We start from the raw sequence: 12,225 nt of genomic DNA, 5'->3' as shown, positions 1-12,225 counted from the left end.
ACTGTCTGGGTGGCCGGGCTGCCGTCGATGTCGTCCAGCATTTCGACGAGAACCTTCTGGGCCATGAGTGCTCCTTGAAATTGGCGTGCATGCTGACCGTGACCAGGCGCACGAATGTGGCGATCGATTGTGATCGTAGCACCGAATGGTCGCGGAAATGCAGGCGCCGAAACTGTGCGGAAACTCCCGGTGCGGTCGAGGCGGTGCCGCGGGTCAGGAAACGTCGACGGAAGGTGACCAGAAGGCCTCGAACTGTTCCGTCACGCCGTAGTGCTGGCCGGCACGGCGTTGCGCTTCGAGGTCCGCGAAGCTGTCCATTGTGGGGTCACGGCGATCGCGAGGGCCTTGGCGGCCATCATGCCTCCGCCGGACGGGGTGGGCGGTCCACTGCGCGGTCAGCCGTCGAGTCGTGGAGAGCACGACCGCTCACATTACTGGCACAGGAACAGGTTTCCGCCGAGATTGCCGGCTCAGGCCGAGGCGACCAGCGCGCAAGCCATTCCGAGGCTCATGCCCGTCCGCGACAACGCGCGGGTCGGGTCCATGTGCCACGACGGGACCGAGTAGGCGGCTTCGAGGAGGACCCACGCGGCCGCGGCGAAGGTGATGGGTGTCCACCAGCCGTGGCCCATCGCGGGCATCGTGAGCCACGGGCCGTGGTCGCCGGAGTGCGGCATGGCGGTGAGCATGAACAGCATCGTCGCGGTGGTTGCGACGTGGTGCAGATGCCGGGTCGTGAGGGACCAGCCGAGTGTGAGCAGGAGCACGGCCTGCCAGCCGGCGGCGGGGATGGGGGCGCCGACGGGGGAGGCCATGGCGATCATCGCGGCGCAGAGGACGAGTTCGGCCACGGAGTCGGCACGGGTCGGCACCCGGAGCGGCGGTGGGGCGTTGGCGGGCAACGCGGCGTTGGTGGGCAACGATGAACCCGCGGAGAGTGGTGCCTGGCCACGGTGGACATCCACTGGAGACTCGCGACGCTCGGCAGCGTCCGCCGGCAAAGCGGCAACCCCACGCCGAAGGTTCGCGAGTGGCGCCCACGCCAGCGCGGCGAACGCGGCCGTCAGCAGCCAGGACACGGACGCCGGCACGAGAGGGTTCCTTCCGCCGAAGCAAGCGAAGCGAGTACCCGGTAGACCACGCACAGTCGCGATTCGTGACAACCGGAGGGAAATGCCCCCGGACGAGACAGGAATTGTCGAAAACGGAAGGGCAGCGCCGTTGCCCCTCAGGCTCACCGGCCGTGACCTGCGTCTCAAGGGCGCGCGACGTAAGGGAGCCGACGTGAGCAGGCCACCTGGTGTTCGCGTTGGCTCAAACAGCCGTGAATAGCGTTCGGGGCGCTCGAGAAGTCTCCCTGGAAACCTGAATGAGGTAGACCATGCGCGAAAACCAGGTGGGCCCGAACCGACGGTCCTTCCTGCGGAACGCGGGACTCGCCGGCGTCGGCGCCACGGCGCTGGGTGCGCTCGGCGTCGCGCCGGCCGAGGCCGACACCGCGAACACCGCAAACAGAGGCAGCGGCAGATGGAACCCGGACGGCGAGAGCCTCCAGTTCACCGTCGCCGTGATGCCGGACACCCAGTACCTCTACTGGGGCAGCCAGAACAGCATCAACGCGGAGCCGCAGGCAGCCTCGTTCCGGTACGTGATCGAGAACAGCGGCACGCCGAACAACAACATCGTGTTCATGGCGCACCTCGGTGACGTGACGCAGGACGCCGACGTCACGTCGTTCCAGGCCGTGGACCAGACGTTCAAGATCCTCGACAAGGCGAACGTTGCCTACAGCGTGCTCGCCGGCAACCACGACGTGTCCGGTGACGACACGCGCGGCACCACGCCGTACCTGCAGACGATGGGCCCGCAGCGGTTCAAGAACCAGAAGTCCTTCCTCAGCTCGGACGCCAGTGGCTACAACACCGCCCACACCTTCCGCGCCGCCGGGCGCGAGTGGCTGCTGCTGGCCATGGACTGGCGCACGTCGGCCGCGGGCTTCACCTGGGCCAACGACGTGATCAAGAAGAACCCGCACCTGCCGGTGATCCTGACCTGCCACGAGATCGTCGCGCCGACCTACGGCGACGAGGTGTACCCGTACGAATCGGGCGACGCCGAGAACAACGCGGCGGTCACCGGCTACGGCCAGACCGTGTGGGACCAGCTGATCAAGAACAACGACCAGATCTTCCTCACCCTCAACGGCCACTACTGGCCGTCGGGCCGCATGACGAAGCAGAACGCCGCCGGCAACGACGTGCACCTGCACATCACGAACTACCAGAACCGCTACATGAGCGGTGGCGGCATGCTGCGCCTCTACCACTTCGACCTGCAGCGCAACACGATCGACGTCGAGACGATCGCGCCGTGGATCCTCGAGAAGGACCCGGCGAAGCGCAACAAGATGGAGGTGCTGGAGTCGCGGCTGACGACTTCCGTCGACCTGTTTTCGATGCCGTTCGACTTCGAGCAGCGCTTCTCCGGCTTCATCCCGGTGCCCGTGCGCTCGGCGCGGCCGGCGAACAAGGTGCTCGTGCCGGGCACGCTGGCGTACTGGCGTTTCGACAACGTCGGCGCCAACGGCAGCGCCGTCACCGCGAGCCAGAAGGTGCGCGACCTGTCCGGCCACGGCAACGACCTCACGCTCGCGTCGGTGGCCGGCACCGTCCCCGACGCGCTGACCTGGTCCGACGACCACCACCCCGACCAGCCGGGCCACGCCAGCCTGCGTTTCGTCGGCGGCAAGAACCCGCTGCACGGTGCGTACCTCAGCACCGCCGCGAAGGCGCCGCTGAACACCGAGACGTTCAAGCACGGCTACACCATCGAAACGTTCGTGAAGATCCCGCGCGACTGGGACGGCGGCAACAACGGCAACATGCCGGTGCTGGTCCGCCGCGGCGCGGCCGGCGACGCGGGCAAGCACGGCAAGAACACCGACCCGAAGGAGCCGGTGGCCCAGCTCATGACCACGAACAACGGTCGTGAACTGCAGTTCAACTGCTACCCGCTCAGCCAGACCTACCCGACCACCAACTGGAGCCACGGCATGCCCGAGGACCAGTGGTGGCACCTCGCCGTGGTCAACGACGGCCACCACACCAAGGCCTACATCGAAAGCTCGCCGGTCGCGGACAACCCGTCGACCGACTCGATCGGCATCGCCTCGCTCGGTCTCACCTGGCTGCTCGGCGGCCACGAGTACGGCGGCGCGATCGACAACGTGTTCCACGGCTGGATCGGCGACGTCCGCATCGTGAACCGGGCGCTGCGCCTGGACGAGTTCATGACCAAGTGATCCACCGGCGGCGGGTGGTCATCGGCGCCCACCCGCTGCCGTCCTCGGTCAGGAACTCCTTGCGGCGGCGAGGAAAGCTCGGATCAGGGCCTGGTCCTTCACGCCGCGGGCGGACTCGACGCCGCTGGAGACGTCCACTCCCCACGGCCGCACGGTGGCGACGGCGTCGGCCACGTTGTCCGGGGTGAGGCCGCCGGCCAGCAGCCAGTCGCCGTCGGGGATCTCGGCCGACCAGTCCCAGGTCTCGCCCGAACCCGCGTTGGGGGAGTCGAGCAGGAGCAAGTCCTCGCCGTATTCGCCGACGGCCGGGACCTCGCTGTGCTTCAGTGACGTGGCACGGATCAGCCGCACGGGCAGGTCGCGCAACGCCGCGAAGTCGGCCGGCGAGTACCCGGAGCCGTGCAGCTGAACGGCCCGGATCCCGGTCTCGGCCACGGCGTCGCGGACCTCCGGCACCGGCACGCCCTTGAACACGCCGACCGTGAGCACCTCGCCGGGCACACCCGCCGCGAGCTGCGCGGCCTCGGCCCGGGTGACCTGCCGAGGGCTCTCGCACAGCAGGAACCCCACGGCGTCGGCTCCCGCTTCGACCGCGCACGCCACGTCGGCCGCTGTCTTCAGGCCGCAGATCTTCACGAACACGCCCCGACCCTAACCTCCGCCGGCCGGTGACGAGCGGGCATCACGCGCGCACCGGCATCACAAGAGGTGACGGATCGGCCGCCTGGGCGGCGGCGCGGATGTGATTATGGGTCGACTTCCGCCCGACGAAGGAGCTCGCACGATGGTCACGGGTCCGCTCGGCAAGGCCCACTCCGGTGGATACGACGAGGGCCGGCAGCTGTACGGGATGACTGCGGGCTCGATCCGGCGCTGGCGCTGGAAGCGCGCCGCCGCCGTCGCCGGGACCGGTTCGGCCAGGTACGCGAAGATCGGCGACTCCATCAGCGCCGGCCAGGGACTCCAGCCCGCCACGCAGTCGCCGCCGGTGGTGATGGGCGACATGCTGGCGGCCCGGGGGTTCCCGGTGCGGGGTGCGTCGGTGATCCTGAACCCGCGGACCATGACGGCGGATTCGAGGCTGACGTTCACCGGGTCCTGGTCCGAGTTCGCGCCGGGTGCGCTGACGACGTTCGCCTCGTCCGCGACGAGTGGCGGCTCCGTTTCCCTCTCCGCCTTAGTCGCGGAGGCCGGCGACTACCTGGCTCGCGTCATCACCACACAGGACTCGCGCGAGTGCACGATCGCGATCGACGGTGGCGAACCCGGCCCGGTCCGGCTGAGCGGTGCGGCCGGCCTGGCGACACACCTCGTCGCGCTCCCCAAGCTGGCCGCCGGACGGCACACCGTCACGGTCACCGTGGCCGGCGAGACCGGCGAACTGCGGGTCGGCAGCATCGGGATCGAAGCGCTCGACGGCATCACGATCGGCGACTTCGGCATCTCGATGTCGACGACCACGGACTGGGTCGCCGGTGGTGAGGCGTACTCGGCGCTGAACCACGTGGTGGCCTGGGCGCCGGATCTCGCCCTGATCGCGTTGATGACGAATGACGCCAACGAGCAGACGGCGGTCGCGCCGGACCGGTACGCGGCCAACCTCGAGACGATGGTGTCCGCACTGGAGAACACCTGCGACGTGGTCCTCGAGGCACAGATCCCCGGCGATCCGGCGTGGGTCGACTTGTCCCCTTATCGCGACGCCGTGTACGACGTGGCGAACGCTCACGGCGTGCCGGTGCTCGACCTCTTCGATCGCTGGGGCAGCTACGCCGCCGCGTCCGGCGCGGGGTTGATGAACGACGCCTTCCACCCGAATGCGGCTGGTGCGGCGGACATCGCGGCGGCGGAGTTCGGCGTGGTTTCGGCTTGAGGAACGCGGGTGGGCCGGTGCCGTCGATCAGCCGGCCTGGCCGCACTGGTTCGTGACGGTGGGCCACCGCCGTCCTGGTCCTCGGGTCCGCGGTCGTTCGGTGACGGCGTCGCGGCGGCGGCTGAGGCCATGGGAAATCGATTGAGGATCAACGACAACCTTGGCAGGCTTGGGGGCATGGTGTCTCCTGACGATCAAGAACTGACCGACGCCGACTCCCCGGATTGGTCAGTTCGCGCAGCGGCGGGTCGGCGGCTCGCGGCATCGGACAAGATCGACGGAGTGGCGGACGTCCTCCACCGTCTCCTGTTGGATCGCGGAGACTCCGCAGTCACCCAGGAGACCGCGAAGGCTTTGCTCTCACGCAAGGACACCGCTGGCCTGCGCTGCGTGCTGCTGGCTAGCAGCCGAGCTGTCGAGTTCTGGACCAGAGATGAGCTCGTGGCCGCGCTGGACTGCAACCCCGAGTGGCTGACGACTGCAGGCGCGGATCGGCTGATCCAGCAGCTGCACGAGCTCGCCGCCGATGACGACGCCGGGGTCCGCGACGAGGCCCAGGGAATCCTCGCGCATCTGCGGCCGCGTAAGGAACAGGCCCGAGACTCGGACGACGACCAGCTCTGATCCGACACGACACACAGCCGAGTCCTCATTGTGTCCTGGCCAAGAACCGCCAGACCGGCTCCGCGCAGGAGTGCCACCGCCGTCCTGGTCCTCGGGTCCGCTGGACAACGGCGAGCGGGGATGTTGTCCTGAGGGACAACGCACCGGGAGGCGGCATGACAGCAGCGCAGCTCGCGGCCGGGCTGGCCGAGGTCTCGCAGCACGTGCTCGCGTCCAGCGGCGATCCCGACGAGGTCACGCAGGCCTGCACGCAGGCGTTGCGCCCGCACCGGCTCGTGGTGCATTCGCGGCGAGCGCGGCTTTCGACCCGGTTGGAGCACCTCTCGGCGGGCCCGATCTCGCTCAACCGCCTGCGCTACGGCGCCGACGTCACGGTCGCGCCCGCCGTGCCCGAAGAGGACAACTTCCTGCTGACGCTGCCTGTCGCCGGGTCCGCGAAGTTCACCTACGGCCGCGACACGGCCGAGCTCGCGCCGGGGCGTCCCGCGATCGTCGGGCCGTACCGCGAGTTCAAGCTGGACATCGACAGCGCGTTCGACCAGCTGATCGTGCGAATGGACCGGCGCTGGGTCGAGCGCACGGCCCGCCGGATCCGCGGGGTCGCGACCGCCGGCCCGGTGGACCTCTCGCTGTCGCTGCCGGAGCAGCCCGCGTTCCTGTACCGGCTGCTGGAGAGCGTGGTCAGCCTGCCGACGCTGGGGCCGAGCGTCGCGCGCCCGGAGGTGGGGCAACAGCTGGGTGAGCTGGTGATCGAGTCGTTCCTGCTCACGCAGCTGCGCGAGAAGGAAGCCGAGCCTGGACGGGCGCCGTCGGCGCAGGTCAGGCGGGCGATGGAGTACCTGCTCGACCACCTCGCCGAGCCGATCAGCCTGTCGGAAGTCGCGCGGCAAGCGGGACGAGCCTGCGCAGCCTGCAGACCGGGTTCCGGCGCGACCTCGACACGACGCCCGGGCAGTGGCTGCGCGATCAGCGGCTCGACCGGGCCCGCCGCCTGCTCGCGGCGGGTGAGCCGGGGACCACGACGGTGACCGGCGTCGCTGCGGAATGCGGGTACTTCCACCTGGGCGAGTTCGCCGCGCAGTTCAAGGCGCGGTTCGGGGTCACGCCGTCGGCCGCGCTGGGCCGCCGCTGACGGTTGCGCGAATCCGATGCTCGCGCGTCGCTTCACCGATAGTCCTTGCCGCTCGCCGACAGCAGCATGTGCCGTACGCACTCAACGGTGAGAACGGAGCGGCGGATGCGATTCGTACTGGTGCACGGAGCGTGGCACTTCGGGGAGCTGTGGGACCCCGTCCGCAAGCACTTGGAGAACGCGGGCCACGAGGTCCACACCCCGACGGCCGGCGGCCTCGGCGAGAACGACGACAAGCACGTCGACCTGCGCGGTGCCGCGGCGCCGATCGTCGACTACATCCGGGAGCACGACCTGACCGACGTCGTGCTGGTCGGGCACAGCTGGGGCGGTTACGTGATCTCCCGCGTGGCGATCGAGCTGCCAGAGCGGATGCGGCGGCTGGTCTACTTCGCCGCGTTCGTGCCGGCGCACGGCCGGGCGCTCGTCGACGAGATCCCACCGCACCTCGTCGCCGCGCTTCAGGCGAGCTACGACGAACGCACTGACGGCGGTGTCGTGCTGCCGTTCCCCGTGTGGCGCGACGCGTTCTACGGCGACGCCTCCGCGGAGGAGGCCCGGCGCGTGTACGACGTGCTGCGCCCGCAGCCGTGGAGCGCCTTCACCGACCCGGCCGACATGACGGGCTGGGACAAGGTGCCGCAGGCGTTCAGCTACCTGGCGCCGTCCGAGGACAACGACATCACGCAGGGCGAGTGGGGGCGGCACCCGCGGCTGTCCAACCGGCTCGTGATGTTCCGGCTGATCGGGATGGAGGGCAGCCACGAGGTGCTGCTGGCGAACCCCGAGCTGACGGCGCGCAAGTTCATCGAGGCGGGGCGGGACTGACCGTCCTTTGAGGAGTGACGCGACGAGTGAGCTGATCGTGGTCGGCTCCGGTGCGACGTTGTCGATCGCGCCGGAGCGGATCGTTGTTGCGGGTTACACCGCCAAGGACGAGGCGGTTGTGGAGCACCACATCGCCGAGCTCGCGGCGATCGGCGTGCCGCGGCCGGTGAGCGTACCGGCGTATTACGTGCTTTCGCCGGGACTGTTGACCAGCTCGCCGGTGGTCGAGGTGGGTTCGGCGACGACGTCGGGCGAGGTCGAGCCAGTGGTGATCCGCCACGACGGGCGGTACTACCTCGGCGTCGGCTCCGATCACACCGACCGGGAGCTCGAACGCGTCGACATCGCGCGGAGCAAGGCCGCGTGCCCGAAGCCGCTCGGCTCGCACGTGGTGGACCTCGGGCCTGATCTGTCCGTCGTGGACTGGGATGGTCTGGTCGCGGAGTCCAGTGTGGACTCGTCGACGTACCAAAGCGGCAGTGTCGCGACCTTGCGCCACCCGTCGGACACGCTCGGCCGGATGCCGTCCGGACTGGACGACGGTGGCGACCTCGTGCTGTTCTGCGGCACGCTTTCCTTGCTCGGCGGGAAGTTCGTGTACGGCTCGCGCTGGCGCGTCGACCTGCGGCTGCCCCACGGCGAAACCCTGACCCACGTGTACGAAACCCAGCGAAGGAGGGCTTGATGCGCACCGGATCGCAGTACCTGAGCGCCATCGACGACGGACGTCGCGTCTACCTCGACGGAAAGCGGGTGGACGGCGTGGCCCGGCACCCGGCGTTCGCGCCGATCGCGAAGACGGTGTCGGAGCTGTTCGACCTCGCCGCCGACCCCGCGTCCGGCATGACGCGGCCCGGCCCGAACGGCGAGGTGGTGAACCGGCTTTTCACCGCCCCGCGCAGCCGCGAGGACCTCACCGCGTTCCGCGAGGCCGCCACCACGTGGGCGCGCCACACCCACGGCTGGGTGGGCCGCAGCCCGGACCACGTCGGCGCGTTCCTGGCCGCGTTCGCCTCGCACCCGGACGTGTTCGGCGACTACGCGGCCAACGTGACGGCGTTCCAGAAGCGCGTCGTCGAGGAGGACCTGTACCTGTCCTACGCGATCATCCCGCCGCAGGTTTCGCGCGCCACCACGGCGAGCGCGTGGGACGGTGATCTCGTGCAGGTCGGCGTCGCCGAGGAGCGCGCCGACGGGATCGTGGTGCGGGGCGCGCAGATGCTGGCCACGGGTGGGCCGGTCGCCGACGAGATCCTGGTGTCGTGCATCAAGCCGCTGACGCCGGAGGACACGGACTTCGCGCTCAGCTTCGTGCTGCCCGTGGACACCGAGGGCCTGAAGCTCTACTGTCGCCGCCCGTACGCACCCGCCGCGACCAGCCATTACGACTACCCGCTCACCACGCGCTTCGACGAGACCGATGCCCTGCTGGTCTTCGACGACGTCTTCGTGCCGTGGGACCGCGTGTTCGTCTACCGCGACGTCGCCGGCGTGCGCAACCAGTTCTTCGAGACGGGCGCGCACGTGCTGGGCAACTGGCAGGCGCAGATCCGGTTTTCGGTGAAGCTGCAATTCCTGGCCGGCCTGGCGCGCAAGGTCGCGGCGGTCAACGGCGTCGACAAGTTCCCCGGCGTCGTGGAGAAACTCGGCGAGCTGGCCAGCCTGGTGTCCCTTGTGGAGTCCGCTGTTCTGGCCGCCGAGTACACCGCCGAACCCGACTCGGCCGGCCTTTGGCGCCCCGGCAGCCGGGCGCTGTACGGCGCCATGGGCCTGCAGTCGGAGTTGTACCCCCGCGTGCTCGCCATCCTCCGCGACCTCGTCGGCGGCGGTGTGCTGCAGGTCCCCTCCAGCGTCGCCGACATGACCAGCCCGGAGACGCGCGCGGACATCGACCGCTACATCTACAGCCCAGGTACGCCCGCCGCCGACCGCGTCAAACTGTTCAAACTCGCGTGGGACGCCGTCGGCAGCGAGTTCGCCGGCCGCCACCACCAGTACGAGCTCTTCTACGCCGGCGCGCCCTTCGTGGTGAAGGGCTACTCCTTCCGCAACTACGGCTTCGACGGCCCCGTGTCCGAAGTGGACCGTTTCCTGGCCGGCTACTCCGAGGAGAGCCAGTGAGCAAACCCGAACGCGAGTTCTTCCCGGTGACTGAGGTCGACTTCACCACCTGCAAGGGCGACGACCCGCTCATCACCGAACGCGTCTTGTCCACGGACGAGGCCTCCGGCGTCGCCACCCGCATCCTGCGCTACGCGCCGGGCGCCGACTCGTCACCGATGGGCGTCCAGTCGCACGACTTCTGGGAGGAGGTCTACATCCTGGAGGGCTCGTTCTCCGACCTCACCCTGGGGGAGACCTTCAGTGCCGGGATGTACGCCTGCCGTCCTCCGGGCATGCCACACGGCCCCTGGCGCACCGACGAGGGTGTGCTCACCTTCGAGGTCCGCTACCGCGCATGACCACCATGCCCCCTGACTGCACTCCCGGCTCCGGCCCGGTCGACGCGTTGGCGATGCGGACGGCGATGGGCCGGTTCGCGACTGGGGTCGCGGTGGTGACTACCAGCGTCGGCGATGTTCCCCACGGGATGACGGTGAACTCGTTGACATCGGTGTCGCTGTCCCCGCCGTTGGTGCTCGTCTGCTTGACGACCGGTGCGCGCACTACCGACGCTGTCGTCTCCGCGGACCGCTTTGCGCTGAACGTCCTGTCGACGAGACAGGAACAACTCGCTCTCCGGTTCGCTCGGCGCGGTGAGGACCACTTTTCGGGTTTACCGGTGAAGGCGGGATCGCATGATGTTCCGGTTATTCCGGATGCTCTGGTGCACTTGGAGTGTTCGGTTTATCGCGCGTTGACGGCTGGTGATCATGAGGTTGTGATTGGTGAGGTACTGAAGGTGTGTTCGCGGGGAGGGGAGCCGTTGGGGTTCCTCGGCGGGCGGTTCAGTGACGTGGTGGACCGGGGGCACGAGCCGGTGCCTTGGTTCTTCTGAACCACCCAGTTACTGTCGGCCGAAGCCATTTTCCGGGCAGACAGCGGGTCTGCCCAGCCCAAGATCTCGTTAACCAATCCCCCGACCTTTCCCCGGCCGGCCCCCGACGAAGGTGAAACAACACGGTTCGGGGTTGCTTGTCGAGGTGCTCTTTCCAGCCTTGACAAGTGACCCCGAACCGTAGTGACAATTGAACTTCGGGGAGCCATCTGGAGGTTCATCTTTTAATCTTTTGATCTTTAAAGCAAAAGATTAAAAGAAGGATGCACATGGCTAGCCCCCGCTGCGCTCAATGGTTCTACGGGACTTGCCTTGTGCCAAGGCTGGAAAGAGTACCTTGACACAAAGCAAGTCCCGTAGAAGAAAGTGCTTCGCCGGGGGCCGGCCGGGGAAAGGTTAGCCGGAGATATCGACGGCTTTGTTGGCTGGTTGAGCTGGGTAGACGGAAAAGCAAAAGACCCGCGCCGGGTTGTATGGGTGGCTGGCTGGTGCAGGCGGCATCATCCAGCTGCCCCGAGAACCCCCACCACCGACAACCACCCGCCCCGGGGTCACGCGTCCACACCGACCTGAAACCCACCACAAACCATCCACCCCACACCCCAGCATCCACCGGCCGACAATTCCCGCGCCTCACACCCACCGAATGTGCTTTCGTAGTCCCACAACACATCCGGGGGGAGCACACTCATGAACACCGAGCACGAGATCGATCGACTAATCCGACTCCTGGACTCCGACACGCTCGACGCGAACGCCATGGGTGCCGCCGATGCGCAGTGGGACCTGACCGCCCTCGGCCGCGAGGCCGACGTCGTCGCCCCCTTGCTCCTCGCCCTACCGAACTTCGGCTCGTTCGCACAGCTATGCGCCATCGAGATCTTCCAGCAGTTGCAAGACACCCGCGCGATCGGTGCGCTGATCGACTTGCTGGCGGGGGACAACAGCACCGTCCGGGAGTGGGCGGCGGGAGCCTTGGCTGACCTGCGCGCAACTGGAGCGGTGCCGGCCTTGAGGCGCGCATGGGAGACGAGCAAGGCGCGGGGTGACGCCCCGGTGAGGGCGAGCAGTGGGGCCTGCGCTTGGCGCTGACCGCGCTCGGCGCCCGGGTACCCGTGACGCCGGCGTTGGCACCGGCAGTCCGAGTCGGCGACGTAGAGGCATGGCCGTCGGCGCGGTTGGGGGAAGTGCTCGATCAACTCGCTGCGCGCGACCAGGCGACGTTGTCCTTCGGGTTGTGGCGAAGTGAGGACGACGGCCACTTCTACAACGAGGGAGACTTCGCCTACCACGCCGAGCTCGACTTCACGCAGCCGTGGCCCGAGCTGGTGCGGCAGGCGCACCATCGGGCCAAGGAGAGCGCGCAGCGGGTGGCGCCGCGGGACGACCTGTTCGCGGCGATCAGCTGGATCGCTCAGGCCGATCTTGGCCACGCGGCCCGACGGTAGCGCAGAGCGAGTATGACCGTT

General features: G+C 68.5%; 13 protein-coding genes and 1 pseudogene. 12 read left to right on the top strand and 2 right to left on the bottom strand.

The genetic code is table 11. The annotated features are described in order from the left end of the window. Window positions 1–470: 470 nt before the first annotated feature. Window positions 471–1,091, bottom strand: a complete 621-nt coding sequence (locus tag AB0H62_RS44245; RefSeq protein ID WP_255638449.1) for a DUF5134 domain-containing protein — start codon at window positions 1,089–1,091, stop codon at window positions 471–473. 290 nt (window positions 1,092–1,381) lie between these two features. Between AB0H62_RS44245 and AB0H62_RS44240 the strand changes: the two genes are divergently transcribed. Beyond that, window positions 1,382–3,301 carry a LamG-like jellyroll fold domain-containing protein gene (locus tag AB0H62_RS44240; protein WP_220244238.1) on the top strand — a complete coding sequence of 640 codons (1,920 nt, stop codon included), beginning with the start codon at window positions 1,382–1,384 and terminating at the stop codon, window positions 3,299–3,301. Between the two features lie 48 nt (window positions 3,302–3,349). Here AB0H62_RS44240 and AB0H62_RS44235 read toward each other — a convergent pair whose 3' ends face one another. Next, window positions 3,350–3,943 (bottom strand): phosphoribosylanthranilate isomerase, encoded by a 594-nt coding sequence (locus AB0H62_RS44235; protein WP_220244237.1) that lies wholly within the window; start codon window positions 3,941–3,943, stop codon window positions 3,350–3,352. A 142-nt stretch (window positions 3,944–4,085) separates the two neighbouring features. Here AB0H62_RS44235 and AB0H62_RS44230 point away from each other — a divergent pair, with 142 nt between their 5' ends. From AB0H62_RS44230 to AB0H62_RS44180, 11 genes and pseudogenes are all read left to right on the top strand, one after another. Beyond that, a complete protein-coding gene (locus AB0H62_RS44230) occupies window positions 4,086–5,174 on the top strand; it encodes an SGNH/GDSL hydrolase family protein (RefSeq protein WP_220244236.1) in 1,089 nt (362 codons plus the stop codon). A gap of 141 nt (window positions 5,175–5,315) precedes the next feature. Further along, window positions 5,316–5,798: a hypothetical protein gene (locus AB0H62_RS44225; protein WP_220244235.1), complete on the top strand. Its 483-nt coding sequence runs from the start codon at window positions 5,316–5,318 to the stop codon at window positions 5,796–5,798. Between the two features lie 155 nt (window positions 5,799–5,953). After that, window positions 5,954–6,553, top strand: a pseudogene (locus AB0H62_RS44220) (hypothetical protein); the annotation flags it as partial. A 146-nt stretch (window positions 6,554–6,699) separates the two neighbouring features. Then, complete coding sequence (locus tag AB0H62_RS44215; protein ID WP_360592262.1) at window positions 6,700–6,930, top strand: helix-turn-helix transcriptional regulator; 231 nt, start codon at window positions 6,700–6,702, stop codon at window positions 6,928–6,930. A 105-nt stretch (window positions 6,931–7,035) separates the two neighbouring features. Next, complete coding sequence (locus AB0H62_RS44210; protein ID WP_220244233.1) at window positions 7,036–7,758, top strand: alpha/beta hydrolase; 723 nt, start codon at window positions 7,036–7,038, stop codon at window positions 7,756–7,758. A gap of 7 nt (window positions 7,759–7,765) precedes the next feature. Next, complete coding sequence (locus AB0H62_RS44205; protein ID WP_360592259.1) at window positions 7,766–8,443, top strand: DUF2848 family protein; 678 nt, start codon at window positions 7,766–7,768, stop codon at window positions 8,441–8,443. Next, window positions 8,443–9,879, top strand: a complete 1,437-nt coding sequence (locus AB0H62_RS44200; protein WP_220244231.1) for a 4-hydroxyphenylacetate 3-hydroxylase N-terminal domain-containing protein — start codon at window positions 8,443–8,445, stop codon at window positions 9,877–9,879. The genes AB0H62_RS44205 and AB0H62_RS44200 overlap by 1 nt, the downstream gene beginning before the upstream one ends. Further along, window positions 9,876–10,220, top strand: a complete 345-nt coding sequence (locus AB0H62_RS44195; RefSeq protein WP_360592258.1) for a cupin domain-containing protein — start codon at window positions 9,876–9,878, stop codon at window positions 10,218–10,220. Before AB0H62_RS44200 ends, AB0H62_RS44195 begins: the two co-directional genes overlap by 4 nt. Then, entirely contained in the window at window positions 10,217–10,756 is a 540-nt protein-coding gene (locus AB0H62_RS44190) for a flavin reductase family protein (protein ID WP_255638448.1), read from the top strand. Before AB0H62_RS44195 ends, AB0H62_RS44190 begins: the two co-directional genes overlap by 4 nt. 690 nt (window positions 10,757–11,446) lie before the next feature. Continuing rightward, entirely contained in the window at window positions 11,447–11,848 is a 402-nt protein-coding gene (locus AB0H62_RS44185) for a HEAT repeat domain-containing protein (RefSeq protein ID WP_220244229.1), read from the top strand. A gap of 95 nt (window positions 11,849–11,943) precedes the next feature. After that, complete coding sequence (locus AB0H62_RS44180; protein ID WP_360592257.1) at window positions 11,944–12,204, top strand: hypothetical protein; 261 nt, start codon at window positions 11,944–11,946, stop codon at window positions 12,202–12,204. Window positions 12,205–12,225 lie beyond the last annotated feature (21 nt).

Origin of the sequence: Amycolatopsis sp. NPDC050768 (assembly GCF_040654155.1) — a bacterium.
Classification (GTDB): domain Bacteria; phylum Actinomycetota; class Actinomycetes; order Mycobacteriales; family Pseudonocardiaceae; genus Amycolatopsis.
The sequence above is the reverse complement of the archived record's forward strand: the minus strand, read 5'-3'. Positions and strand labels throughout refer to the sequence as shown.